This window comes from Microbacterium sp. bgisy189 (genome assembly GCF_057707225.1).
In genome coordinates, this window is sequence record NZ_JBYIPT010000003.1 from 21381 (window position 1) to 47495 (window position 26115).

24 protein-coding genes and 1 pseudogene are annotated in these 26115 nt (G+C 69.5%); 8 read left to right on the plus strand and 17 right to left on the minus strand.

Features of this window, described 5'->3' with window-relative positions; all coding sequences use genetic code 11:
• Window positions 1-12 precede the first annotated feature (12 nt).
• From AC3ENX_RS05415 to AC3ENX_RS05455, 9 genes are all read right to left on the minus strand, one after another.
• Complete coding sequence (locus AC3ENX_RS05415; protein ID WP_434810836.1) at window positions 13-1602, minus strand: xylulokinase; 1590 nt, start codon at window positions 1600-1602, stop codon at window positions 13-15.
• A gap of 86 nt (window positions 1603-1688) precedes the next feature.
• Window positions 1689-2681 (minus strand): LacI family DNA-binding transcriptional regulator, encoded by a 993-nt coding sequence (locus AC3ENX_RS05420; protein ID WP_434810837.1) that lies wholly within the window; start codon window positions 2679-2681, stop codon window positions 1689-1691.
• 337 nt (window positions 2682-3018) lie between these two features.
• Window positions 3019-4767, minus strand: coding sequence for a glycoside hydrolase family 35 protein (locus AC3ENX_RS05425; RefSeq protein ID WP_434810838.1), 1749 nt, complete (start codon window positions 4765-4767; stop codon window positions 3019-3021).
• Between the two features lie 43 nt (window positions 4768-4810).
• Entirely contained in the window at window positions 4811-5101 is a 291-nt protein-coding gene (locus AC3ENX_RS05430) for a hypothetical protein (RefSeq protein ID WP_434810839.1), read from the minus strand.
• A 142-nt stretch (window positions 5102-5243) separates the two neighbouring features.
• Window positions 5244-6242 carry a Gfo/Idh/MocA family protein gene (locus tag AC3ENX_RS05435; protein ID WP_434810840.1) on the minus strand — a complete coding sequence of 333 codons (999 nt, stop codon included), beginning with the start codon at window positions 6240-6242 and terminating at the stop codon, window positions 5244-5246.
• A gap of 99 nt (window positions 6243-6341) precedes the next feature.
• Entirely contained in the window at window positions 6342-7184 is an 843-nt protein-coding gene (locus AC3ENX_RS05440; protein ID WP_434810841.1) for a sulfurtransferase, read from the minus strand.
• Window positions 7185-7507: 323 nt separating this feature from the next.
• Complete coding sequence (locus AC3ENX_RS05445) at window positions 7508-10372, minus strand: FtsX-like permease family protein (protein WP_434810842.1); 2865 nt, start codon at window positions 10370-10372, stop codon at window positions 7508-7510.
• Window positions 10369-11085 (minus strand): ABC transporter ATP-binding protein, encoded by a 717-nt coding sequence (locus AC3ENX_RS05450; RefSeq protein ID WP_434810843.1) that lies wholly within the window; start codon window positions 11083-11085, stop codon window positions 10369-10371. The genes AC3ENX_RS05445 and AC3ENX_RS05450 overlap by 4 nt, the downstream gene beginning before the upstream one ends.
• Entirely contained in the window at window positions 11082-11705 is a 624-nt protein-coding gene (locus AC3ENX_RS05455) for a PadR family transcriptional regulator (RefSeq protein ID WP_434810844.1), read from the minus strand. Before AC3ENX_RS05455 ends, AC3ENX_RS05450 begins: the two co-directional genes overlap by 4 nt.
• Before the next feature lie 96 nt (window positions 11706-11801).
• Here AC3ENX_RS05455 and AC3ENX_RS05460 point away from each other — a divergent pair, with 96 nt between their 5' ends.
• On the plus strand, window positions 11802-12374 hold the full coding sequence (locus tag AC3ENX_RS05460) for a DnaJ family domain-containing protein (RefSeq protein ID WP_434810845.1): 573 nt from the start codon (window positions 11802-11804) through the stop codon (window positions 12372-12374).
• Window positions 12375-12631: 257 nt separating this feature from the next.
• A complete protein-coding gene (locus AC3ENX_RS05465; RefSeq protein ID WP_434810846.1) occupies window positions 12632-13648 on the plus strand; it encodes a magnesium and cobalt transport protein CorA in 1017 nt (338 codons plus the stop codon).
• Here AC3ENX_RS05465 and AC3ENX_RS05470 read toward each other — a convergent pair.
• Together AC3ENX_RS05470 and AC3ENX_RS05475 are read right to left on the minus strand one after the other, a co-directional pair.
• Window positions 13626-14570 carry a hypothetical protein gene (locus AC3ENX_RS05470; protein WP_434810847.1) on the minus strand — a complete coding sequence of 315 codons (945 nt, stop codon included), beginning with the start codon at window positions 14568-14570 and terminating at the stop codon, window positions 13626-13628. The two genes, AC3ENX_RS05465 and AC3ENX_RS05470, sit on opposite strands and share 23 nt — an antisense overlap.
• Window positions 14571-14574: 4 nt before the next feature.
• Entirely contained in the window at window positions 14575-14904 is a 330-nt protein-coding gene (locus tag AC3ENX_RS05475) for a DUF7882 family protein (RefSeq protein ID WP_434810848.1), read from the minus strand.
• A gap of 59 nt (window positions 14905-14963) precedes the next feature.
• On the opposite strand from AC3ENX_RS05475, the gene AC3ENX_RS05480 reads away from it, so the two are divergent.
• Window positions 14964-15278 carry a DUF7882 family protein gene (locus AC3ENX_RS05480; RefSeq protein ID WP_434810849.1) on the plus strand — a complete coding sequence of 105 codons (315 nt, stop codon included), beginning with the start codon at window positions 14964-14966 and terminating at the stop codon, window positions 15276-15278.
• A gap of 9 nt (window positions 15279-15287) precedes the next feature.
• On the opposite strand, the gene AC3ENX_RS05485 is transcribed toward AC3ENX_RS05480, so the two are convergent.
• Entirely contained in the window at window positions 15288-15575 is a 288-nt protein-coding gene (locus AC3ENX_RS05485) for a hypothetical protein (RefSeq protein WP_434810850.1), read from the minus strand.
• 312 nt (window positions 15576-15887) lie between these two features.
• On the opposite strand from AC3ENX_RS05485, the gene srmL reads away from it, so the two are divergent.
• Window positions 15888-17006, plus strand: coding sequence for a PheS-related mystery ligase SrmL (srmL, locus tag AC3ENX_RS05490; protein WP_434810851.1), 1119 nt, complete (start codon window positions 15888-15890; stop codon window positions 17004-17006).
• Window positions 17007-17025: 19 nt separating this feature from the next.
• Window positions 17026-18036 (plus strand): annotated as a pseudogene (locus AC3ENX_RS05495) (IS481 family transposase).
• Window positions 18037-18148: 112 nt separating this feature from the next.
• Here the strand turns inward: AC3ENX_RS05495 and AC3ENX_RS05500 are convergent.
• Window positions 18149-19021 (minus strand): siderophore-interacting protein, encoded by an 873-nt coding sequence (locus tag AC3ENX_RS05500; protein ID WP_434810852.1) that lies wholly within the window; start codon window positions 19019-19021, stop codon window positions 18149-18151.
• A 123-nt stretch (window positions 19022-19144) separates the two neighbouring features.
• Here AC3ENX_RS05500 and AC3ENX_RS05505 point away from each other — a divergent pair, with 123 nt between their 5' ends.
• Window positions 19145-19852: a GTP pyrophosphokinase gene (locus AC3ENX_RS05505; RefSeq protein WP_434810853.1), complete on the plus strand. Its 708-nt coding sequence runs from the start codon at window positions 19145-19147 to the stop codon at window positions 19850-19852.
• 9 nt (window positions 19853-19861) lie between these two features.
• On the opposite strand, the gene AC3ENX_RS05510 is transcribed toward AC3ENX_RS05505, so the two are convergent.
• Window positions 19862-19987: a hypothetical protein gene (locus AC3ENX_RS05510; protein WP_434810854.1), complete on the minus strand. Its 126-nt coding sequence runs from the start codon at window positions 19985-19987 to the stop codon at window positions 19862-19864.
• A 62-nt stretch (window positions 19988-20049) separates the two neighbouring features.
• On the opposite strand from AC3ENX_RS05510, the gene AC3ENX_RS05515 reads away from it, so the two are divergent.
• Together AC3ENX_RS05515 and AC3ENX_RS05520 are read left to right on the plus strand one after the other, a co-directional pair.
• Window positions 20050-21714, plus strand: a complete 1665-nt coding sequence (locus tag AC3ENX_RS05515) for an FAD-dependent oxidoreductase (protein WP_434810855.1) — start codon at window positions 20050-20052, stop codon at window positions 21712-21714.
• Window positions 21711-21983, plus strand: coding sequence for a metal-sensitive transcriptional regulator (locus AC3ENX_RS05520; protein ID WP_434810856.1), 273 nt, complete (start codon window positions 21711-21713; stop codon window positions 21981-21983). Before AC3ENX_RS05515 ends, AC3ENX_RS05520 begins: the two co-directional genes overlap by 4 nt.
• Window positions 21984-22009: 26 nt before the next feature.
• Here the strand turns inward: AC3ENX_RS05520 and mmsB are convergent, their stop codons facing one another.
• The 3 genes from mmsB to chvE form a co-directional block, all read right to left on the minus strand.
• A complete protein-coding gene (gene mmsB / locus AC3ENX_RS05525) occupies window positions 22010-23242 on the minus strand; it encodes a multiple monosaccharide ABC transporter permease (RefSeq protein ID WP_434810857.1) in 1233 nt (410 codons plus the stop codon).
• A 16-nt stretch (window positions 23243-23258) separates the two neighbouring features.
• On the minus strand, window positions 23259-24785 hold the full coding sequence (gene mmsA, locus AC3ENX_RS05530) for a multiple monosaccharide ABC transporter ATP-binding protein (protein ID WP_434810858.1): 1527 nt from the start codon (window positions 24783-24785) through the stop codon (window positions 23259-23261).
• A 126-nt stretch (window positions 24786-24911) separates the two neighbouring features.
• Window positions 24912-26033: a multiple monosaccharide ABC transporter substrate-binding protein gene (gene chvE, locus AC3ENX_RS05535; RefSeq protein WP_434810859.1), complete on the minus strand. Its 1122-nt coding sequence runs from the start codon at window positions 26031-26033 to the stop codon at window positions 24912-24914.
• Between the last annotated feature and the right edge of the window lie 82 nt (window positions 26034-26115).

Below are 26115 nucleotides of genomic sequence, written 5' to 3' on the forward strand. Positions count from 1 at the left end.
CTTCTTTCATGGTCAGAGGGCGGAGACGGCGGCGGCTTCGACGGCGAGGCCGGCGCGGTAGCGGGTGAGGTAGGTGGCGAAGCCCGCGACATCGGCAGGGTCGGGGTCGGCGACGGTGACGGGCGCCGACGCGAACACGGTCTCGTCGAGATAGACAGGCAGGGGGCGGTCGGTGTGCGCGAGGTACGAGGCGAGCACCGCGATGCCCCACGCGCCACCCTCGGATGCCGTCTCGCCGACAGCCACGGGTGCGTCGAGCGCTCCGGCCAGGAACCGCTGCGCAATCCCGGCCGTGCGGAACATGCCGCCGTGCGCATACATCCGGTCGAGGGCGACGCCCTCCCCCGCGAGAACCTCCATGCCGAGGGCGAGCGTGCCGAACACGCCGTAGAGTTGTGCGCGCATCGCATTGCCCAGCGTGAACGCGCTGTCGGGCGTGCGCACGAACAGCGGCCGCCCCTCGGTGAGCCCCGCGATCGGCTCGCCGGCGAGGTGGTTGTAGGCGAGCAGTCCGCCCGCGTCGGCGTCGCCGGCGAGCGCTTCGCGGAAGAGCGTGTCGTACGCGGCATCCGCGCCGACCGGGGTGCCGACGGCCTCGGCGAACCGCGTGAACATGCTGACCCACGCGGCCAGCTCGCTGGCGCCGTTGTTGCAGTGCACCATCGCGACGACATCGCCGACGGGCGTGGTGACGAGGTCGAGTTCGTGGTGCACCTGCGTCAGCGGCCGTTCGAGCACGACCATCGCGAAGATGCTGGTGCCGGCGCTCACGTTGCCGGTGCGGGGCGCGACGGCGTTCGTGGCGACCATGCCGGTGCCGGCGTCACCCTCGGGCGGGCACAGCGGGATGCCGGGCTGCAGCGTTCCGGTCGCATCGAGCAGCGCCGCCCCTTCGGCGGTGAGCGTGCCGGCATCCGCACCGGCCGGCAACGACTGGGGCAGCAGGTCGCGCAGGCCCGGGATGCGACCGGCGGCGTGGGCGTCGTAGCGGGCGACGAGATCTGCGTCGTAGTCGGCGGTGGCAGAGTCGATCGGGAACATGCCAGACGCGTCGCCGACCCCGAGCACGTGACGGCCGGTGAGCGCGCGGTGCACGTAGCCGGCGAGGGTCGTGATGCTCGCGATCTGCGACACGTGGGCCTCGCCGTCGATGACGGCCTGGTGCAGGTGCGCGATCGACCACCGCAGCGGAATGTTCACGCCGAGCAGATCGGTGAGCTCGGCGGCGGCAGGACCGGTGTTGGTGTTGCGCCAAGTGCGGAACGGCACGAGCAGGTCACCTGAGGCATCGAATGCGAGGTAGCCGTGCATCATCGCCGAGACACCGAGGGCGCCGACCGTGCGCAGCGGCACGCCGTAGCGGTCGGCGACGTCGGATGCCAGTGCCGCGAACGCGGCCTGAAGTCCTGCCCAGACCTCGTCGATCGGGTAGGTCCACAGCCGGTTCTCGAAACTGTTCTCCCACGCGTGGTCGCCGACGGAGAGCACATCTGACGGGTCGGCGCCGATGAGGCAGGCCTTGATGCGGGTCGAGCCGAGCTCGATACCGAGGCTCGTGCGGCCTGCGGCGATCGCCTCGCGCACGTCGTCGGTGCGGGTCACGGGTTCCTCCATTGGTCTCGTGCCGTGAAGACGTAGCTATGTTACCGGTAACACGCTGTGGATGCCAGCACGACCGCCCGCACCGATCAGGCCCGTGCCGTCGAGGCGCGCACGACGAGCCGCGCCTCGGCTGCGGCGGGCGCGGCACCACCGGAGGTCAACGCCTCGATGCAGCGCCGGGCCTCTCCCGCCACGTCGAGTCGTACCGTCGTCAGCGCGGGACGATAGAACGCGGCGTCGGGGTTGTCGTCGAAGCCCGTCACGCTCACGTCCTCTGGCACGCGGATGCCGAGGGCATCGAGCCCCGCGACCAGCCCGAGCGCCATTTGGTCGTTGCCCGCGACGATCGCGGTCGGCGCGTCCGGTGTGCGCAGCGCGTCGGCGATCGGGGCGGCGAGCGCTGCGCCCGAACGCGCCGACCAATCACCCTCCCACACCCCTCCGGGCTCGAGCCCGTGCCGTGCAAGCGCCGCCGTGACGCCGCCGGCACGCGCGGCCGCTTCGACCCACGCGCCCGGCCCGCTCAGGTGCGCGATGCGGCGGTGCCCCTGTTCGACGAGGTGATCGACCGCGAGCGCGATGGCCGCCGATTGCCCACTCGCGTCGCCGTGCAGCGAAACGAGCGGCACGCCGAGCTTCGCCGCCGCCAACTGGTCGAGCGTGCCGGCGTGGGGCGCGACGACGACGATGCCGTCGACCCCCTGCACCAGCAGATGCTCTGCCGCTGCGACCACGGCATCCGTGTCGGCGCCGTCGGCGTACGCGGTCGAGATCCATCGCCCCGTCACGCGGGCCGCCGCTTCGAGCGCCGCGATGCCCGCCGCCGGGCCGAACAGATCGGAATCGGACGCGAGCACCCCGATCGTGCGGGTCGTGGCAGTGCCGAGCGCGCGGGCCGCGTTGTTGACGCGATAACCGAGTTCGGCCATCGCGACCTCGACCCGTTCGCGCGTCTCGGGGCGGATGTGCGGGTGATCGTTGATGACGCGCGACACCGTCTGCGTCGACACGCCCGCCGCCGCCGCGACCTCTCGCACACCCACCCGTGCGCGCGGGGCCGCCTCGGTCGTCTCGCTCATGATCGACAAGGCTAGCGGCCGGTGCGGCCACTCACGCCCTGCGCGTAACTCCTGAGTTTTCGCCGCCGGGCACCCAGAATCGGGGCCTTTCGGGGGCTCGGAGACCAAAACTCAGGAGTTCGGCACGCGGTGGCGGCTTGTCCAGAGCGCTCAGGCCACACATGCCCGGACATCCTCGACTCGACATCGCCAAGCGCCCCTTGCGCGTAACTCATGAGTTTTCGCCACCGGGCGCCCAGAATCCGGGCCTTTCGGGGGCTCGGAGACCAATACTCAGGAGTTCGGCACGCGCGGGGCACGCGCGGGGCGTACCAGGCGGGGCGCGCCGGACGGCGGGTTACTCCTCGATGGGACCGAGGAGTGGCGCGGGCACGAAGCGGGCGACCGGGTCGGGCGCGTCGGCGAGTTCGATGACGACCAGCGTGTTGGCGCCGGACTTCGTCGCCGGGGCGGGCACGTACAGGGTTCGCTGCGGTCCAGTGCGGTTGTAGCGGCCGAGCACGAAGCCGTTGACGACGGCGTAGCCGGTGCCCCATCCGGTGGTGTCGAGGAACAGGTCGGCCGGCTCGTCAAGATCGAACGCGGCCCGCAGGCAGGTGCGGCCGGCACGCGCCGGCCCGTCGGATGCCGCAGCTTCGAGCGCGGCGGCCGCGATGGCGTCGAGGTCGATCGGGGTTGCCGTCCACTCGGTCGGCTCGATACCGCCAACGCGTACGGGACCGATGAGCCCCTTGGGCTCTCCGATGCGCTCGTCGTAGTTGACGCGGCCTTGCTCTTCGACGAGCACCCGCAGGGTCCGACCCGGCGGGATCGGCAGCGAGCGCTCACCGTGCGTGCGCGAGAGGGCGCCGACCGGCGTGCCGTCGACCTCGATCCACGCGCGATCGCGCACCTCGCCGGCTTCGAAGCGGCGTGCGCCGTCGCCCGCGGGCAGGGTCGCTTCGTAGCGCACGAGGGCACCGGGGAAGGCGAGGTCTTCGAACGTCGGCGGCACGGTTCGCACCGTCGTGTCGGTGGGCACGTCGCCGATGAGGTCGCCGACGTCGGCGAGTTCGACCTCGAGCGCCGGTGCCGGGCCGGATGCGGGCGGCACGTCGTCAGGCACGGGGGCGTATCGGGCGATGACGTCGCGGAACGCCCAGTACTTGTCGGTGGGGCCGCCGCGCTCGTCGAGCGGGGCCGAATAGTCGTACGACGTCGTGATCGGCAGGTAACGCCCCTTGTGGTTGGCGCCGTTCGTGAGGCCGAAGTTGGTGCCGCCGTGGAACATGTAGAAGTTCACCGACGCACCCGCCGCGAGCAGGCTCTCGAGTTCGGCGGCCGAGACCGCGGGCGTCGTGGTGTGGTGCACGCCGCCCCACCAGTCGAACCAGCCGTCCCAGAACTCGGCGCACATGAGCGGCCCGGTCGGCTGGTGCTCGCGCAGCGTCGCGAGCCGTTCGGTCGCGCGCGATCCGAATGAGCCGGTCTTGTGCAGTTCGGGCAGCGAGCCGTCGCCGAGCATCTGCGGCGTGGGCTGGTCGATCGTCGTCAGCGGCACCGTGATGCCGGCATCCCGCGTGATGCGGACGAGTTCGGCGAGGTAGGCCTTGTCGGCGCCGTACGCGCCGTATTCGTTCTCGATCTGCACGAGGATGACGGGTCCACCGTTGTCGATCTGCCGCGGCGCGACGATCTCGTACACGCGCTGCAGGTATCGCGTCACCTCGGCGAGGTACGTCGGCTCGGAGCGGCGCAGGCCGATGCCCGGGATCGCGGTCAGCCAGGCCGGCAGCCCGCCGTTCGCCCACTCGGCGCAGATGTACGGCCCCGGGCGCACGATGGCGTGCATGCCTTCGGCGGCGACGAGGTCGAGGAAGGCCGCGAGGTCGTTGGCACCCGTTGCATCCCACTGCCCGCGCACGGGCTCGTGGGCGTTCCACGCGACGTAGGTCTCGATCGTGTTGAGGCCCATCTGCCGGGCCTTGCGGATGCGGTCGGCCCACTGCCCGGGGTGCACACGAAAGTAATGCAGCGCCCCCGAGAGGATGCGGTGGGGGCTGCCGTCGAGCAGAAAGTCGGTCTCACCGATCTCGAAACGGGTCATGCGTCAATCCTGGCGGGTGTGGATGGGCGGTCGGGTCAGACACTCAGCCGCGGCGCGCGGCGAGCAGCCCGGCGAGTTGCTGCAGCTGGGTCTCGTCCTCGAGCGCCGATCCGACGGCGACGACCCGCACACCGGCATCGAGGAACTCGGCGGCGTAGCCGGCATCCATCCCGCCGGTCGCGATGAAGCGCGCCTGCGGGAACGGCCCGCGGATGTGGCGGAACCACGCCGATCCGAGCCACTGCGCGGGGAACGCCTCCAGCCCGGTGAGCCCGAGGCCGAGCGCCGCCTGCACTTCGCTGGGGGTGGCCTGCTCGCCAAGCGCATCGCTCACCCCGACCGCCCCGCACACCGCGTGCAGCTGAGCCCCCGGCTCATCGTGCGCGACACCACGGCGGCGCCGCGCGCCTGACGGCGCCTGGCGGGTCGGTCCGGTCGAGCGCAGTTCCGTCGAGCGCGGTTCAGCCGAACACGGTTCAGCCGAGTCCGGCGCGCCAGTCGGCGAGCAGGCGGGCCACGGCACGCGTCTGCACCCACGGCATTTCGGGGACCTCGGTGCGACCTTCGAGCAGCGCGAGGATGACGGCATCCGCCTCGGCCGCCATCGGCTCGACGGTGCCGAACGTGAGGGTCTCGACCGACCCGTCGGCGCGGCGCAGCGTCGCGGTGTCGGTGCTGGCGGTGCGACTCCCCCACGCGTTCGGGATCTCGAGCACTGCCTCGTCGCCCGTGATCCGCGCGGCGCGGGGCGTGGGCTCGACGATCGAGGTGTGCACGTGCGCGTCGACGCCGCCGATCCGAAGGGACGCGGTCGCCGTCTCGTCGACCCCCGTCGGGCCGATCACACCTGTCGCGTCGACCACGGCCGCCTGCTCGACCGGCGCGCCCGCCCAGGCCGCCACACCGACGGCGAGCGAGACCGGGTAGCAGCCGACGTCGAGGATCGCCCCGCCCGCGACCGCGGGGTCGAACAGGCGCCCCGTGCGCTCGGCGGCCGCGAACCCGAGTTCGGCATCGACCCGCTGCACGGCGCCGAGCGCCCCGCCCGCGATCAGCTCGGCGAGCGCTGTCGGGAAGGGACCGAAACGGTACTTGAACGCTTCGAGCAGCGGCATCCCGGTGCGCGCCGCGACGTCGAGCACGGCGTCGGTGTCGGCGGGGGTTGCCGTCAGCGGCTTCTCGCACAGCACGCCTTTGCCGGCCTCGAGCGCTGCGATCGCGAGTTCGGCGTGGGTCGTGTGCACCGTGCCGATGTAGACCGCGTCGATGTCGTCGCGCGCGATGACCTCGTCGTACGTGCCGGCGATGTCAGCGCCGTGCTCGTCGGCGAACGCCCGTGCAGCCGCGGCATCCCTCGCGCCGACGGCATGCAGCCGACCGCGCTGCGCATGCCGCAGTCCCGCCGCGAAGTCGCGGCTGATGCCGCCCGCCCCGAGAATCGCCCACCGCGCCGTGCTCGTGTCGCTGCTGCCCATGCGCCCATCTTGCCGCGTCGCCGTGCGTTGGCCGGTGAGTCCGGGCTTCGACCATGAGTCCGCCCGTCTGAGCGGGTGACTCGCGCTGGAATCGTGGACTCAGGGGGTGGCGCCGGTCGCGACGGGGCGGTCGGACAGGTTCGACCACTGGCTCCACGAGCCGGGGTAGAGGGCGGCGTCGATGCCGGCCAGGCGAAGGGCGAAGACGGTGTGGGATGCCGTGACCCCCGACCCGCAGTACGCCCCGACCGCGCCGTCGACACCGAGGGCCTCGAACCGGGCGCGCAGCGCGGCGGGTGTCAGGAACCGTCCGTCGGTGTCGAGGTTGCCACCGGTCGGTGCGTTGACGGCGCCGGGCACGTGCCCCGCACGCGGGTCGATCGGCTCGACTTCGCCGCGGTAGCGCTCAGGCGCCCGCACATCGAGCAGGGTGCCGGTGGATGCCGCAAGCTCGGCCGCCTCGTCGGGGGTCAGTTGCGGCAGGTGGCCGGGTGCGAGGCTGATGTCGCCGCGCGCAGCCTGCACGTCGCCGGTCTCGAGCGGCAGTCCGGCCGCGCGCCACGCCGAGAGCCCGCCGTCGAGGATGCGGACCCGGGCGACCCCGGCATCCGTGAGCACCCACCAGGCCCGCGCGGCTGAGAACGACGACCAGTCGTCGTAGACGACCACCTCGTCGCCGTCGTCGAGCCCCCACCTGCGCGCCGCGGCCTGCAGGTCGGCGACGGCGGGCAGCGGATGCCGGCCGTCCGTCGGCTCACCGTGAGCAGCGAGGTCGTCGTCGAGCGACACGTACACCGCGCCGGGGATGTGGCCGGCCTCGTACTCGGGGCGCCCGTCCGGCCGGTCGAGCCGCCACCGCACATCGAGCACCCGCGGCGGCGCGCCACCGGCGAGCGCATCGGCCAGTTCGGCGGAGGTGATCAGCATCCCGTTCTCATCCATGCTCCCGAGGCTACGCCGGGGCGTTCGGTTCGCTCGCGCCGAAGTGCTGGGTCTGCGGAACTCAGCGCGCAGTTGGGCACGAATGAACAGATGGATGCCAGGTTCATTCGCGCCGTCGTGCTGCCTGTGCAGGGGCGGGGCGACAGTTGGGCGCGAACGAACGGGAGGCTACGCTCGCCCGGTCAGGCGAGCAGCCGGCCGACGAGCTCGGGCGCCGAGCCGAGCCGCTGCAGCGCGGTGGCTGCGCCGATCCCCGACGAGGCGCCGGTGACGAGGGCGCCGGCTGACATGGGGGCCTGCGCCGGTGGGTGGCCCCCATTCCATCACGCGATCGCGGTGCGGCGGGTCAGCTCGGGCTTGCGCGGCGGCACGAGCCACGACACCACCGTCACGAGCACGGGCAGACCGACGGCCAGCACGGCGAGCCACAACCAGGGCGCGTCCTGCCAGTAGCGGATCGAGGTCGACGTCTGCGCGATGCCCCACATCGGGATCTGACCGGCGATCGTCCCCACGACCGCACCGATCCCCACGATGATCGCCGCCTGCCACGCGTTGATGCGACGACGGATGCCGGTGCTCCCGCCGACTGCGGTGAGTGTCGCGTCGTCGGGTCGACGCTCGAAGCGCGCGAGGCCGAGGCAGACGGCACCGGCGCCGACCACCAGCACGACGGCGGCGCCCGCGATGAGCCACAGCCACGGATCCGACGATTCCGGTCCACGCTCGGGGTACGCGTGCAAAGCGCCGTCCGGTACGGGCGCACTCTCGGCCTCCGCCATCATCCGGTCGTAATCGGCGGTCGACTGCACCTCGTCGAAGAGCGCGATGAGCGTCGAGGGGGCCGGGTCGATGCCGATGCCCTCGGCGGTCTCGGGGGCGATGAGCGTGCCGTGCTGCACCGGGTACCCGAGATCGACATGGACGGCGTCGACCGCATGGACGCGATCCGGCCCCGGAAGGGCGTCGAGCTGAGCGTCGGTCGGATCGCCGCCGTTCGACGCATTCCACATGTCGCCGAGAGCGTCGTGGTATGCGTCGGATGACTCGCTCGTCCACTCCGTGATCGACAACGTGCCGGCCGCTGACACGAGGTACTCCGCCTCGTCTCCAACAGCAAGCGCTGCGCCGCTCCGGTACGCATCGAGCGCGTCGGTGGAAACGTCGGCCCCGAGCAGTGCGACCACGTCGTCAGGTTCGACGATGTACAGCTGCCCGTTTGCCAGCGACTGCCGTTCGAGGCATCCTGCGCATCGCTCACCCTCGGGCCAGGCGATCGAGAAGACCGGCGCCTCCGGATCGACGGCAGCGCCCGTGTCTTCATCCCACACCGGATTCTTCGGCACCGAGACGACAACCGCGCCATCCGCGTCGAAGGTGGCGACGACCTCCCGGGCGACCTCGAGAGCCGCGTCCTCATCACCGGTCGCGCTCCACATGTTGACCGACAGCGACCCGAGCGGCGCACTCCAGTAGTAGTTGCGCGTGCTGGACGCCGACGTGATCGCAACCGCAGAGAGTGCGAACGAGGCGATGAACACACACGCGGCGATCGCCGCGAACGCAGGCACGACGCGCGAGGGGTTCGCCGCGGCATCCCGCGCCGCGATGCGGGCCGCCAGGCCGAGTCGTGACAGCACCTTCGCGATCATGCTGATGATCCAGTGCCCCGCGACGAGCACCCCGATCTGAAAGACGATCGGACCGAGCACGATCCCGAACTGCAGCACGATCCACAGTGGGTTTCCGTAGTCCTGCGGTGCCCACTGCATGAGTGCGACGAGCAGCAGGCTCGATCCGACGGTGGCCGCGAGACCGCCGACGATCATGCCCACCCCGGCGAGCGGGCGCTTCGTGTTGAGCGTGGCTGGGCGCCGGGAGCCCCGCAGGGCGCCCAGCACGTCGCCGTTCGTCGCCGAGCGGGCCGGCGCGATCGCAGCGATCGTCCCCACGACCGTCGCGAACACGAGGATGCCGATGACGAGCATCCACGGAACGTTGAACCCCCACGCGCCCCAGAACCCGCCGACCGCACCGTCGTCGGTCGCGGCGATCACCCCGGCGGCCAGTCCGACACCGACCGCGGCACCGACGACACCTCCCACAACCCCGAGCACGGTCCCCTGCAGCACGACGATGCGGAAGATGTCGGGTTTGTCGGCGCCGACGCTGCCGGCGACGGCGAGGGTGCGCTGCTGACGGCGCGCGGCGACCGCGAACGCGGCGCCCGCGAGCAGCACGACAAGGTACCCGGCGAAGGTCCCGACGATCGACCCCGTGACGAGCATCGCCCACCCCTGCTGGGTGTCGGCCCGGTACTCGGTCGTTCGGGCACCAGCGGGCGGGTCGAGCGCGAAATCACGCGCGTAGATCATGAAGCCGGCGACATTGGCATCCGCCAGTTCGGCGAGGGTCGGTTGCCAGTCCTCGACGAACCAGATCGTGTTCCCTTGGATCACATCGCCCGCCGCCGCGGGCAGGAACAGCATCTGCTCGCTCGGGCGCATGTCGGCGCGGCGGATCGTGCCGGTGATCGTGAAACTCGGGCTACCGTCGGTGAGCACGACCTCGGCGCCGATGCCGACGCCGAGGCGGTCGAGTAGGCCCGGCGTGACCATCGCCTCGTCGGGGCCGGTGGGCGTCTCGCCCGTGCGATCGACGAATCGTCCTTCGAACGCGGGCGCCCAGACGTCGCCTGCGGTCACATCGACGCGGCCGATGCCGGTCGCCGTTTCGACCACGACCGAGCCATACTCCTCGACCGGGTACACGGTGCTGGCTGCGGGGATGACGCCGTCGGGATTCTCCGGCATCGGCCGCTCGGGGTTCAACGGTTGCCCGGTGTTCTGGTCGTAGTCGACGCCGTAGTCCCAGGTCGAGTCGACCGCCTGCCACCGGCTCGGGTCTTCGCCGCCGACGATCTCGACGCGCGAGGCCATCCCGCCGAGCTCGAAACCGACCTCCTGCGCACGGGTGGGCACGTGACTCTGCCAGTACACCGCCGCCGCCACCATGCCGGCGACAGGGATCGCCACGAGCAGCCCGACCAGCAGGCTCGATCCCTTCGTGCGCATCACCTGTCGGCGAGCAAGGCGCAGGTCGACCCGCAACCTCGAGCGCATGCGCCTGCGCTCCCCCGATGACACGGCCGCGGCATCCGCCTTCGGCCGCTCCAGCACCCCGGTCATCGTGCGGCCAGCAGCGTCTCGGCGCCGTCGCGGCGCGATTCGTCGACGATGCGACCGTCGCGCAGGAACACGATGCGGTCGGCCCACGCGGCGTGGCGTGCCTCGTGCGTGACGAGGATGCCGGCGGCGCCCTGGTCGACGCGGGTACGGATCATCTTCATGACCGCCTCACCGGTGACCGAGTCCAGCGCCCCGGTCGGCTCGTCGGCGAGGATGAGTCGCCGTCCGCCCACGACGGCGCGGGCGATCGCGACCCGCTGCTGCTGCCCGCCCGACAGGTCATCGGGATAGGAGGCGAGCTTGTCCTCGAGGCCGACCGAGGCAAGGGCATCCCGACCCGCACGGCTCGCTGCGCGGGCTCGGAAGCCGTCGAGCTCCAGCGGCAGCGTCACGTTCTCGAGGGCCGTGAGGGTCGGGATGAGATTGAAGTCCTGGAACACGAAGCCCAGGGATCGGCGGCGCAACGCCGCCAGCTCGCGAGGGGATGCCGTCGACAGGTACGTGCCTTCGACGATCACCTCGCCGGTGGTCGGCTTCTGCAGGCCGCCCGCGATCGACAGCAGCGTCGACTTGCCCGAACCCGACGCGCCCATGATGGCGACCAGTTCGCCTTTGTCGACCTGCAGGTCGACGCCCGACAGCGCCGACACGCTCGTCGCGCCTTCGCCGTACTGCTGTGTCACCCCTACCAGCTGCAGCACGGGCGCGGTCATGCGCCGGCCTGCACGTCGCCGCCGACCGCGGCATCCGCCTTCGCCGGTCGGCCGCGCTTGGGCCGGTCGGTCGAGAGCTCGAGTGCGAGCGTGTGCTGCGGATGCTGCGCGAGGCGGGCCTCGGTGTGGTCAAGCCAGCGGATCTCGGCCTCGGCCTGGAAGATCATCGAGTCGACGACGAGCGACCAGGCGAGCTCTTCGGCGCCGTCGGGGTTGCTGCCGGCGTACTTGGCGCGATTGAGCTCTTGCAGCTGCCGCAGCGACGAGATGCGCTGCGTGTGGATCACCTGCGCGACGTCGACGCCGGGCAGTGTGGCCGCCAGTGCGAGCTTGATCGCGAGCTCGTCGCGCGTGCCCTGAGCGCGTTCGACCGGCGAGGCGAGCCAGGTGCGCACCTCGGTGCGACCGGCATCCGTGATCTGCCAGTAGACGTGGCCTTGCTCGTCGACCTCGCCCTTCTCGACGAGCCCGTCGCGCTCGAGTCGGTCGAGCGTGTTGTAGATCTGCCCCACATTCAGCGGCCAGGTCGATCCCGTGCGACGGTCGAACTCCGCCCGCAGCTGATAGCCGTAGCACGGCCCCTGATCGAGGATCGCCAGCAGGCTCTGTCGCACCGACATCCACATCTCCCATCACCCATACGCAGTATGTAATTTCCGAGTATATGCATACTGCGCATGCAACCTCAACCATCCCACGCGGCGTAGCGTTGAGGCATGGATGCCGACCGCGACGCGAAGCTCGAAGCGGCACGCTACCGCGCCGAGCAGGCCGCCCGCGAGGCCGGATTCGCCGAGCCCGATGAGGCACCCGCCGAACCGCGCGGCACCGCGGGAACCCCGACAGCGGCCGACCGCGCGATGTACGTCGAGACCGCGATCCAGCAGGCGATCCGGCGCGGCGACTTCGACGACCTGCCCGGTGCCGGAAAGCCCCTCGAAGGCCTCGGCACCCACCACGACCCGGACTGGTGGATCCGGCGCAAGATCCAGACCGAGCAGCTCACCGGGCTCGGACCGCCGGCACTGCTGCTGCGCACCGAGCACGCAGAGTTCGACGAGCGCGTCGATGCGCTCACCCGCGAGGAGCAGGTGCGCGAGTACGTCGACGACTTCAACCGGCGCGTGGTCGACGCCCGTCGTCAACTGCAGGGCGGCCCGCCCGTCGTCACCCCATTGCGCGACGTCGATGCCGAAGTCGCCGCGTGGCGCGCCCGCCGGGCCCCGACATCCACCCCCGCTCCGGCCACGCCTCCCCCGCCGCGCCGCCGCTGGTTCCGCCGCCGCTGATAGCCCGCGAGACTTCACAAATGTCTCGTTGTGAACGATCAAAACGTGACATTCGTGAAGTCTCGCGACGCGCAGGCGCCACGCTCAGACGACGCCGACCATGTCTGCAGGCGTGTTTCCGACCGCGACGGGGCAGCCGGGCGTGCGCGACCGCTGACTCCACGAGCCGACGCGCGAGCTGATCGAGCCCGTTCTGACGCGCTCGCGCGGCGGCGTGTCCGCACGCCGCCGCGCGCGAAGCCGACGAGACTGCCGCCATGCCCGTCGTCGACAATGCGATCTACCGCGAGGGCAGGCGGGTCGCGACGCCCGCCTCGCTCACCGAGACGTTCGAGACCCGCGCCGCGCACGGCGGGTTCGCGTGGATCGGCCTGTACCGGCCGACGGATGCCGAGATCGACGCCCTCGCGGGCGAGTTCGACCTGCATCCGCTCGCCGTCGAAGACGCGAAGAAGGGCCATCAGCGCGCGAAGCTCGAGCGCTACGGCACCACCCTGTTCGTCGTGCTGCGACCCGCCCGCTACCTCGATGACCGCGAGCAGGTCGAATTCGGTGAACTGCACGTGTTCATCGGGCCCGACTTCGCCATCACGATCCGCCACTCCGAGTCGCCCGACATCGCCCGCGTACGGCGGCGGCTCGAAGAGGCCGCCGACCTCCTCGCGCAGGGGCCTGAGGCGGTGCTTTACGCCGTGCTCGACGAAGTCGTCGACGAGTACGCACCCGTCGACGCCGGGCTCGAGAACGACATCGACGAGATCGAGGAGCAGTTGTTCTCGGGCGACCCCGAAGTGACCCGGCGCATCTACGCGCTGGCGAGCGAGGTGATGGAGTTCCAGCGAGCGACGCGGCCCCTCGTGGCCATGTTCGACGGGCTGGAACGCGGCTTCGAGAAGTACGCGGTCGACCTCGAACTGCAGCGCTACCTGCGCGACGTGAAAGACCATGTTCTGCGCATCGTCGAGCGCGGCGAGGGGTTCCGGCAGCTGCTGCAGAACGCGCTGCAGGTGCATTCGACGCTCGTCGCGCAGCGGCAGAACGAAGAGATGAAGAACCTGTCCGAGACGGCGCTCGCGCAGAGCGAGCAGTCGAAGAAGATCTCGAGCTGGGCGGCGATCATCTTCGCACCGAGTCTCATCGCGGCCGTCTACGGCATGAACTTCACCTACATGCCCGAGCTCGAACAGCCCTGGGGGTATCCCGCCTCGATCGCGCTCATGCTCGCCTTCGCGGGCGGTCTCTATGCGATCTTCAAGCGCCGCGGCTGGCTCTGAGCGAGGGGCGCAGCGGCGCGAGTCGCTGCACGTGCGCCCGCAGTGACGGCGGGTCTTCGTCGCCGCGGCGCTGCACCGTCTGCACGGTGAAGAAGGCGGCGATGAGGACCAGCGCGACCATCTCGACCCAGAACACGGCCGTCGAGGCCGGCGCGAACCAGACCGCCCACACTGCGACGGCCAGATCGACCAGCAGCAGCGTCGCGATCACGATGTAGACGACCCGCTCCCACCCCGCCGCCTGGCGGGCGTCGGTGCGCCAGAACGCATTGAGGATCGCGACCGACCCCACCGCGAGCAGAAAGAGGCTTGCGGCCGCGAAGTGCACGAGCGTGAGCAGCGGCGGCTGCCCGGTCGCCGCGGGGATCACCGCCGCGACGAGCACCCCGACCCCGACGACGGCGCCACCGACGACGGCGACCGTGATCCGTCGTCGCGGACCGAATTCGCCGGGCTGCGACGGCCCCGCCTTCACCGCCCGCACGACGCCCGTCACGACGAGGATGCCCAGCACCGCGAGGTAGACGGTGACGCCGTTGACGACATCCGGGATCACCTCTTGCGGCACGCACTCGTCCCGTCCGGCGGGGCAGGTCGCGACCGCACCGGGCACGTCGGTGATCACGACACGCGTCGGAACGAGCGCGACCAGCGGCGCGAGCGGTGCCGCCAGGTCGAGCAGCGCCGACTCGATGTTGCGGCCCGACAGCGCCAGCAAGGCCATGGATGCCGCGATCAGCGCACCGACGAGGGCATTGCGTGCCGGCGAGTAGTAGTAGTGGCTGACCGAGGGCAAGATGCCGCCGATGCGCACGCTTTCGACCGCGACGGCCGCGAAGACGACCACGACGACACCCACGAGCGAGAGCCGCAACCACGTATGGGTGCGCTGCGCGACCGACATCTCGGCGGGCTCGCTCACACGATCACTCCCCCGTGAGGTCGTCTCCGGCGGCGGGCTCGGGCGGCTCCGACACGATGAACAGTCCGCCGGGCGCGTTCGCGGTCTGCGCGAGCGCGTCGACCCATGCGCGGTTCAGGCGCGGGGTGCGGCTGCCGTAGAACTTGTAGACCAGCGACGACCGGGGGTGCACCCACACGGTCGTGCGCCCGTCGCCGATGCTCGGGTCGTCGCGCCACGTGAAGTGGAACGCCTCGCCGCGGCGCAGCTTCGCACCGATCACGACCTGGAGGTGCAGCAGCGTGCGGTCTTCGACGTCGATCGACACGTTGCCTTCATATGTGAGCTTGCCCATGCACATCCTTCGTCGGGGCTACCGGGAGTGTCGCCGGTGACGTAGTAGCGTCAGCGGACGTGGGCACACTCTATTACGGCGGATCGGCGTTGCCGATCGACATCGAGGATCGCGCCCTCGCACATCTGAAGGTCGTCATCGCGACCAAGCTCCGTCGCAACGAGAGCTTCACGCTGTCATGGCGGCACACCGATGGCGGACCGGTCGGTCGATCGAGCATCTGGCTGCACCCGGCGATCCCGCTGCAATTCGACTTCGCCGACACCGAGCCGCCGACCCTCAGCCGACAGTGGATCGAGGAGCTCGCCAACTCGGCCAACACGTCGGGCGGCATCACACTCACCGAGGAGCACGTCGAGTCGGCGACGGGCTGACGACCGCTCTCAAGTGACCTCCGGCCACAGCTCCCCGAGTCGTCGCCGGATGTCGGCGCACGCCTCATCGGCACCGTCGAGCGAGTCCGGTCTGCCGCGAGCGGGGGCGACGGTGGCCATGACCCCGGCACCGCTGAGCAGCAGCGTGCAGCGGGCGAACTGTCCGTCGACGACCCCCGGAATCTCGACGACATCCGACGAGCCGCGCTGCCCGAGTTCGAACGCGTAGCGCAGCGTCGCGTCGGCGAGGTCGTCGGTGGTCTGCAGATCGAGGCCGGCGAGGTGCAGGTGCTTCATGGCCCTCCTTCCGGAAGATGCTCCTTCGGGCTCGCTCGAATCATCGCCGACGCCGGGCCGGCCGCCCAGGGCCTTGCCGCCCGCGCGCCGACCTGCTAGCTGTTGCTGGCCATGACGTTGTTGGCGGCAGGTCGATGTGACCCACCTCGCCATGTACTCTGGGACCGTGCGTTGGCAGCAGCGATTTTGTAGCCCCCGGCCGGGATATGGCCGCGGGGTCATCGACGTGCGCCAGTAGCACTTGGGTCTCCGTAGGCGCGGCCGGGGGAAGTTCTCCTCGCAGCCAGCCTTCAACCAAACGGAGACCCTCTCATGTCGCATGCCGACTATCTGACTTCTGACCAGCTCCACCGCGCACTGACGATGCGTGATCTGACCGATCCCGCGCAGGGCACGCACGCCATCCAAGCCCTCCTCGATGCGGTCGTCTCGGCGCTTCAGTCCACGTGGGGCAACACCGTCCGCTACGTGCGCAGCTCCCCGATTGTGCCCGTCCGGGAGAACTACGATCGCCTGGGCTACGAACCCGGCGACGTCACCCGGGCGCAGCGATACACCCGCTACATCAGCCCGACGGTGATGCTCCGCAGTCACACGAGCGCGAAGCTCCCTTCCGCGCTCGACGCTTACGCGGGGCATGCCGACGTCGACGAGTTGATCGTCGCCCCTGGCCTCGTCTACCGACGTGACGTCGTCGACCGCAGCCACGTCGGCGAACCGCATCAAGTGGATCTGTGGCGCATCTGTAGCGCGCCGGATATCGACGACGGCGACATGCTCACGATGATCGGCCAGCTGGTTGAGGCGGTGCTCCCCGGCGCCGAGTGGACAGTCACCGACGTCACCCACCCGTACACGCTCGGTGGCCGGCAGATCGACGTGCTCCACAACGGTGAGTGGCTGGAACTCGCAGAGTGCGGACGCATCCACCCCGACGTGCTGCGCGGCTCAGGCCTCGACCCCGCTCACTGGTCCGGGCTCGCGCTGGGCATGGGGTTGGAGCGAGCCCTCATGCTGCGAAAGTCCATCCCCGACATCCGGTACCTCCGGGCGGCAGAGCCCCGGATCGCGGAGCAAATGCTCACACTCGAGCCCTGGCAGCACGTTTCACCGCTGCCCGCGACCCGCCGCGACATCTCCGTCGTCCTCGGGGAGCATGAGGACGACGAGACGCTCGGTGATCGGATCCGCACAGCGCTCGGCGACGACGCCGACGTGATCGAGTCCGTCGAAGTGCTCAGCCGCACCCCGCACGACGAGCTCCCCGAGGCCGCTCAGACCCGCTTGGACACCCGCGCCGGGCAGGTGAATGTGCTGCTACGGATCGTGCTGCGACCCATCGATCGCACCCTCACCTCCGATGAGGCAAACAAGATCCGCAACGATATCTACCGGGCCGTACACGAGGGGCCGGTGATGGAACTGATCTGAGCGTCGGAATCGGATCATCGTGGCAAACCGCGGGCACTCCAACGCCCCGCTCTCCCCAGAAGGGCGGAGACGACTTGTCGAACGCTGCCGAACACGCCCCATCGCGCACGTCGCGGCCGAGATGGGGATCTCCCGAGCGACCGCATCCAAATGGGTCAATCGATACCGGCGCTAGGGGGACATCGGCCTCCTCGACAGTTCATCGGCGCCGACGCTGCAATCGACAGCCACACCCGGCCGTCTCATCGATCGAATCGAGACTATGCGCCGAGAGGGCAAGTGGTCAGCGTCCCGGATCTCGCACGAGCTTCATCAAGCCGGAACGCCAGTCAGTCGGCGCACCGTCACCCGGCTGCTCGCGCAGCTCGGCCTGAACAGACGAAGGTTCATCGACCCGAACGGCGACAGCAACCGCCAGCCGCAACGGATCACGGCCGAGAGGCCAGGACACATGATCCACGTCGACGTGAAGAAGGTCGGCCGAATCCCCGATGGTGGTGGGTGGCGTGTCCACGGGAAGCACAGCGAGCAGGCCAGAGCAATCGCTCGAACCAAGACCCGAGGCACCAAAGCCGGCTACGTGTTCCTGCACTCCGCGATAGATGGCTATTCGCGCCTCGCTTACACCGAAGCGCTGCCCGATGAGAGGGCCGCCACCGCCGTCGCCTTCCTCGACCGCGCCCGTGAATGGTTCGCCCGCCATGGCATCCTGACCATCGAGCGGATCGTCACCGACAACGGCGCCTGTTATCGAGCGAACGCGTTCCGCGAAGCGGTGGGCACGAGCAGACACCAGCGCATCACTCCGTACACCCCACGGCACAACGGCAAGATCGAGCGCTACAACCGAATCCTCGCCGAAGAATTCCTCTACGCCCGCACCTGGCACTCAGAGGCCGAACGGTCCACCGCACTCAACGCCTGGAACCGCCACTACAACTACCACCGACCCCACGGCGCTCATAAAGGACAGCCGCCCGCATCCGCAACTCCGGCACGCGTCAACAACGTCCTGGCCTCCTACAGCTAGCCGTCGCGGGCGCCCGGCGCCGAGCGCGACGGTGCGGAACCAGTCGGCCTCCCACTCGGCTTCGGTCGGCAGTCGGCGCCGCGCACCCCGAACGACCACGGGGTCTGGGCGGTCAGTCCTCGAAGATCTGCCCGACGGGCGCGCGCTTCTCGGCCTGGAACGTGTCCTCTGCGCGGCCGAACGCCCAGTACGCCGACAGCGACAGGTCTGCTCGCGGCACACCCCATTCACCGTTGACGATGGGGCGCAATCGCTTCATCGCCTCGCGCTCCCCGTGGGCGAACACCTCGACGGGGCCGTCGGGTGCCGGCAGCGCAGCGACGGCATCCACGAGCCGCTGCCCGTACGGCGCGACTTCGCCGTCGTCGCCGCGTCGGTGCAGCCACGTGAGCTCGATGCCGGAGGGCACCTGGAGGTCGACCTCGTCGGCGGCGCTGTCCACCTCGATGAGTGCGATTCCCGTCGCGTCTGCGGGGAGGGCTTCGAGCGCGGCCGCGAGGGCGGGGATGGCCGAGTCATCACCCAGGTAGCGCCGCTCGATGGCCTCGGGGCGCGGTGCGAACTGTGCGCCGGGACCGCTGAAGGCGATCTTGTCGCCGACGACGGCGCGCGCAGCCCACGGCCCCGCGATGCCCTCGTCGCCGTGCACGACGAAGTCGATGGCGAGCGACTGCGGGCCGACCGATCGGATCGTGTAGGTGCGTCGCGTCGGCATCTGGTGCGGCTGCAGCGTCTCTCGCAGCGCCTCCATGTCGTAGGGCGGCTCGAGGCCGAGCGCGGGGTCGGCGAACAGCAGCTTCACGTACTTGTCGGTGAGCGCGAGCTTGGCGGGGTCGGCGCCGGTGACGAACGCCGCGAAGCCGGGACCGCCGAGGTGCACGCGCACGAGGTGCGGCGTGAGCTGTTCGGTGGCGACCACTTCGAGCACGGTCTGCGCACCGCGGGCGCGGCCGGCGGGTGCGGATGCCGCGGGAACTGTCGTCATGGGTGATTCCTCCACCCACAGTCCATCAGATCACGCCCACTGCGCGGGCCGAGCGGCGTGCAAGACAGTCGTGCGGATCGTGATTCACAGCCACCGCAGAACGGCGGCGGGTACGTTCGGAGCATGCGTGCGACGCCGGAGTCTCTGACCGTCACGACCGGAGCGGGAGCGGCGACCTTTTCGCCGGAGCAGTTGCGCGCGATGCGCGACGAGTTCCAGCGCTTCCTCATGGAATACGGCTTCGGCATGCGCGAGGTCGAGACGAAGATCGGCATTCTCCGCGACGAGTTCCAGACGATGCACGACTACAACCCGATCGAGCACGTCTCGAGCCGTGTGAAGTCGGCCGACAGCATCGTCGAGAAGGTCGTGCGCAAGGGCGTTGAACCCGACCTCGACAGCATCCGTCGACACATCACCGACATCGCGGGCGTGCGGGTCACATGCAGTTTCGTGAAGGACGCGTATCGCCTGTTCGACCTGCTGACCCAGCAGGACGACATCACGGTGCTCGAGGTGAAGGATTACATCGCGCACCCGAAGGCGAACGGGTACAAGAGCCTGCACGCGATCGTGCAGATTCCGGTGTTCCTGTCGTCGGGCCGGGTCGAGGTGACCGTCGAGGTGCAGTTCCGCACAATCGCGATGGACTTCTGGGCGAGCCTCGAGCACAAGATCTACTACAAGTACGACGGCGACGTGCCCGCGGGACTCCTGGCAGAGCTCACGGATGCCGCAGGCACCGCCGCTGAACTCGACGCGCGCATGGAGCGGCTGCACCGCGAACTGCACGGCGAGCCGGGCGCATCGCCCAGGCTCACCGCCGTCTGACGCGGGCGCTCAGCGCGCCGCGTGGCCCTCGCACCACTGCGCGGCGGGCACCTGCTCGCGCACGCTGTCGACGTGCTGACCGCAGCCGTCCCAGGTCGTCTTGCCGCAGGTCGGGCAGGTCACGGGGTAACACATGGGGCATCTTCTTTCGTCGTCGGCGGGGCGTTCAACATACCCCCAGGGGTATAATAGCGGACATGCGCACCATCATCATCGGCGGCGTCGCCGCAGGCATGTCGGCCGCCACGAGACTCCGCCGGCTCGACGAACAGGCCGAGATCGTCGTGCTCGAGCGAGGGCCGTACGTCTCGTTCGCCAACTGCGGCCTCCCCTACTATGTCGGCGGCGCGATCACCGACCGCAGCAGTCTGCTGCTGCAGACCCCGAAGTCCCTGGGCGCGCGCTTCCGGCTCGACGTCCGTGTGCACCACGAGGTCACGGCGATCGATCGCGACGCGCGCACCGTGACCGTCCGCCACACGCAGACCGGGCATGAACAGATCGAACGCTACGACCACCTCATCATCGCGACAGGTGCCGCCGGCGGCACCCTGCCGACCGACGCCGGCGTGCCGGTGCACACACTGCGGACGATCGACGACGTCGACGCGATCACGGCACTGCTCGACGACACCGCGGCCAGCGGGCCTGTCATCGTCGCCGGCGCCGGGTTCATCGGGCTCGAAGCGGTCGAGAACCTCGTCGAACGCGGCCTCGATGTCATCCTCGTGCAGCGTGGCGCGCACGTGCTCTCACCACTCGACCCCGAAATGGCGCAGCCCATCCACGAGCACCTGCTCGCACGCGGCGTCGACGTGCGCACCGGCACCGTGGTCACGGCCGTCACCGCCGACGGCGTCACGCTCAGCGACGGCACGACGATCACGGCACGCTTCGTGATCGACGCCACCGGCGTCCGCCCCGCGACCGACCTCGCCGTCGCCGCGGGCCTCGCGATCGGCGCGACCGGCGGCATCGCCGTCGACGACGACAACCGCACCAGCGACCCGAACGTGTTCGCCGTCGGCGACGGGGTCGAGAAGGTCGACGCGGTGGGCGGCGCACCCGCACTCATCGCGATGGCAGGACTCGCCAACCGGCACGGCCGCACCGTCGCCGACATCATCGCGGGTCGCGACGAGCGCAACACGCCCGCCCTCGGCACCAGCATCGTCGCCGTGCTCGGCATGGTTGCGGCCAAAACCGGCTGGAGCGAACAGCAACTGGTGGCCGCCGGCATCCCCCACCGCATCGTCCACACCCACCCCGCCTCGCACGCGACCTACTACCCGGGCGCGCAGGGCATGTCGATCAAACTGCTCGTCCACGCCGACACCGACGCGATCCTCGGCGCGCAGATCGTCGGCCGCGACGGGGTCGACAAGCGCATCGACGTCATCGCCGTCGCGATGGCCGGCGGCATCACCGCATCGGGCCTGACCCGGCTCGAGCTCGCCTACGCACCGCAGTTCGGGTCGGCCAAAGACCCGATCAACCAGGTCGGCTACGTCGCCGACAATCTGCGTGCCGGGTCGAGCCGCAGCATCCAGTGGCACGAACTCGCCGGTGACGAACGCCCCGTCATCGACGTGCGCACGGCGCGAGAGTTCGCCGCAGGAGCCATTCCGGGCGCGATCAACATCCCCGTCGACGAGCTGCGCGACCGCCTGCACGAACTGCCCGAACTCCCCCACGGCGGGCTCGTCGTGCACTGCCAGGTCGGCCAGCGCGGCCACACCGCCGCACGCCTGCTGGCGGGCCACGGCATCGACGCCGTCAACCTCGACGGCGGCTACCGCACCTGGCTCGCCGGCACCTCCGCACGTGCCGCGGATCGCATCCGCGAGGAGGTCGGCGCATGAGCACCGATGAGACGACCCGCAAAGCCGTGATCAACCGGCTGCGACGCGCGCAGGGTCAGCTGGCCGCCGTCATCGGCGCCGTCGAGGCGGATGCGGACTGCCGCGCGGTCGTCACCCAACTCGCCGCCGTGGGCTCCGCCCTCGACCGGGCGGGATTCATGATCATCGCCCACGCCATGCAGGAGTGCCTCACCGACGACGAGACCGAGACCGACGACGGCCGCCCCACGGTCGCCGAGCTCGAGAAGCTGTTCCTCTCGCTCGCCTGACCGCGGGGCGGTAATCGCGCGGTGCCTCAGTGGCCGCTGCGGCGCTTGTTGTAGACGTCGAACGCGACGGCCAGCAGCAGCACGAGCCCCTTGACGGCCTGCTGCCACTCGATGCCGATGCCCATGATCGACATGCCGTTGTTGAGCACACCGATGATGAGGCCACCGATGATCGCGCCGCCGATCGTGCCGACACCGCCCTGCACCGCGGCGCCGCCGATGAAGGCCGCCGAGATCGCCTCGAGCTCGAAGCCGTCACCGGCCTTGGGGCCGGCGAGGTTCAGTCGCGCCGTGAAGATGAGGCCGGCGAGGGCAGCCAGCACGCCCATGTTCACGAACAGCCAGAAGTCGATGCGACGGGTCTTGATGCCCGACAGCTCAGCCGCGTGACGGTTGCCGCCGATCGCGTAGACGTGACGGCCGAACACGGTGCGGTTCATGACGATGCCGTAGACCATCACGAGCACGGCAAGGACGATGAGTGTCACCGGGATGCCCTTGTACGAGGCGAGCGCCCACGTGAACCACGCGATGACGACGCCGATGAGGGCGAGCTTGACGACGAACCAGACGAAGGGCTCGACCTCCTGGTCGTACTTCTGACGGGCGGCGCGCGTGCGCACCTGCTGCACGACGAGCGCGACGATCGCGACGGCACCGATGAGCAGCGTGAACACGTCTGGATCCGTCTCGCCGAACAGCCCCGACAAGAAGCCGTTGCCGAGCGCGCGGTATTCGGTCGGGAACGAACCGATGTTCGCGTTGCCGAGCACGACGAGGGCGAGCCCTCTGAAGATCAGCATGCCCGCCAACGTCACGATGAACGCTGGGATGCCGACGTACGCGACCCAGAATCCCTGCCAGGCGCCGACGAGGGCGCCGATCAGCAGCGACAGGATGATCGCGAGCCACCACGGCAGCCCCATCTTGACGGCGAGCACGCCCGAGACGGCACCGATGAAGGCGGCGACCGACCCGACCGACAGGTCGATGTGGCCGGCGATGATGATCATCACCATGCCGATCGCCAGCACCAGGATGTAGCCGTTCTGGACGATCAGGTTCGAGATGTTCTGCGGCCGCAGCAGGATGCCGTTGGTCAGGATCGCGAACAGCGCCACAACGGCGATGAGCGCGATGAAGATGCCGTTCTTGCCGAGGTCGCTGAGCACGTGGCTCAGCCAGCGCGTGAACCGGTTCTCGGCCGGGTTGACGCCGCCGCCTGCGGAGGTGTCGGGGGTGAGGGTGTCGTTCGACATGTCGTTCTCCTGCCCGTCAGCGGGGCTTCTCCATGGTCATGAGCTTCAGGACGGATTCGGGGGTGGCCTGTTCGATGGGCAGCTCGCCCGTGATGCGGCCCTCCGACAGCGCGTAGACGCGGTCGGAGATGCCGAGCAGTTCGGGCAGCTCGGACGAGATCACGATGATCCCCTTCCCGGATGCCGCGAGACGGTTGATGATCGTGTAGATCTCGTACTTGGCGCCGACGTCGATGCCGCGGGTGGGCTCGTCGAGGATCAGCACGTCGGGGTCGGAGTAGATCCACTTCGACAGCACGACCTTCTGCTGGTTGCCGCCGGAGAGCTTGCCGGTCTTGGCGAGGACGCTCGGCGCCTTGATGTTCATGCTCTTGCGGTACTCGTTGGCGATCTTGAATTCTTCGTTGTCGTCGACGAGGCCGCCGCGCTCGAGCTTCTTCAGGGATGCCATCGAGATGTTCCGCTTGATGTCCTCGATGAGGTTGAGCCCGTAGGTCTTGCGGTCTTCGGTGGCGTAGGCGAGGCCGTTGGAGATCGCCTCCGAGACGGTGCGCGTCTTGATGGGCTTGCCGCGCATGAAGACGCTGCCCGAGATGCGCGACCCGTAGGAGTGGCCGAACAGGCTCATCGCGAACTCGGTGCGCCCGGCGCCCATGAGGCCCGCGATGCCGACGATCTCGCCGGCGCGCACCGTGATCGAGACGTCGTCGACCATGACGCGGGTCGGGTCCTGCGGGTGATGCGCGGTCCAGTTCTCGACGCGCAGCAGCTCTTCGCCGAGCTGCGGCTCGTGGTCGGGGTAACGGTGCTCGAGGTCGCGGCCGACCATGTCTTTGATGATGCGGTCTTCGGTCACGTCGGTCTTCGAGATCGTCTCGATCGTCTTGCCGTCGCGGATGACCGTGACGGTGTCTGAGACCTTTTTGATCTCGTTCAGCTTGTGGCTGATGATGATCGAGCTGATGCCCTCTTCGCGAAGGCTCAGGATGAGGTCGAGCAGGTGGTCGGAGTCCTCGTCGTTGAGGGCGGCCGTCGGCTCGTCGAGGATGAGGAGCTTGACCTCCTTCGACAGTGCCTTGGCGATCTCGACGAGCTGCTGCTTGCCGACGCCGATCTGGTTGACCTTGGTCGTCGGGTTCTCGCGCAGGCCGACGCGCTTGAGCAGCTTCGCGGCCTCGTGGTTGGTCTGATTCCAGTCGATGAGCCCACCGACCTTGCGTTCGTTGTTGAGGAAGATGTTCTCGGCGATCGACATGTAGGGGCTGAGCGCCAGCTCCTGGTGGATGATGACGATGCCCTTGGCCTCGCTGTCGCGGAGGTTGCGGAACTCGACGTTCTCGCCGGCGTAGATGATCTCGCCGTCGTAGGTGCCGTGCGGGTAGACGCCCGACAGCACCTTCATGAGGGTGGACTTGCCGGCGCCGTTCTCGCCGCAGATCGCGTGGATCTCGCCGCGCTGCACGGCGAGGTTCACATTCGAGAGCGCCTTCACGCCGGGGAAGGTCTTGGTGATGCCGCGCATCTCCAGGATGTTGTCGTTCACGTTCGCCGACTTCCTCGTGGGGACTGAGTGACTGTGTGGGGAGCGTAGCGGCGATGCGGGCGGCGGCGGGAGGGGTGCTCCCGCCGCCGCCGCGTCACCGCTGTGCGTCGAAGGGCTGGTCGCCGATCAGAGGCCGAGCTCCTCGGCCGTCCAGTAGCCGGTGTCGACCAGCGACGACTCGACGTTGTCCTTGACCACCGGCACGGGGGCCAGCAGGTACGACGGGACGACCTTCACGTCGTTGTCGTATGTCTCGGTGTCGTTGACCTCGGGCTCCTCCTCGTTGAGCACTGAGACGGCCATGCCGGCGGCGACCTTCGCGAGCTCACGGGTGTCCTTGAAGATGGTCGCGTACTGCTCGCCCGACAGGATCGCCTTGACCGAGTCGACCTCGGCATCCTGACCCGAGATGATCGGCCATTCGTCGCCGACCGAGTAGCCGGCGTCGGTGAGGGCCGAGATGATGCCGCGCGAGATGCCGTCGTAGGGCGAGAGCACGGCGTCGACCTGCGAGCCGTCGGAGTAGTTCGCCGTGAGGATGTCCTCCATGCGGCTCTGGGCGGTCTCGCCGTCCCAGCGCAGCGTCGCGGCCTGCTCGATCGAGGTCTGGCCAGACTGGACGACGAGGGTTCCCTCGTCGATGTAGGGCTGCAGCACGTCCATGGCTCCGTTGAAGAAGAAGAACGCGTTGTTGTCGTCGAGCGAACCCGCGAACAGCTCGACGTTGAACGGACCCTCGGGCGCGTCGTCGAGCGGGTTGCCCTCGAGATCCGTCAGGCCCAGGCCGTTGAGCACCGTCCACGCCTGCTGGTTGCCGACGAGCTCGTTGTCGAACGTCGCGTAGTAGTCGACGTTCTCGGTGCCCTTGATGAGGCGGTCGTAGGCGATGACGGGGATCTCGCTGTCGGCCGCGGTCTGCAGCACCTCCGAGAGGGTGGTGCCGTCGATCGAGGCGACGATGAGCGCCTCGGCGCCCTTCGTGATCATGTTCTCGATCTGCGAGACCTGCGTGGGGATGTCGTCCTCTGCGTACTGCAGGTCGACGGTGTAGCCCTGCTCTTCGAGCGCGGCCTTGACGGCGTTCCCGTCCTGGATCCAGCGCTCCGAGCTCTTGGTGGGCATCGCGACGCCGATGAGGCCGCCGTCGCCTTCGCCCTCGCCACCGGTGCCGCCGGTGCCGCTCGCGCAGCCGGCGAGCAGCAGGGCGCCGGCTGCCACGCCGGCGAAGAGGATCTTCTTCACGTTCACTGTGTGTTCCTTTCCATGGACATCGCTGTCTCTGGGTCCTCGGTGTGTGTTCTGTTGTGGGGGTGGTGACCGCGTGCCCGTG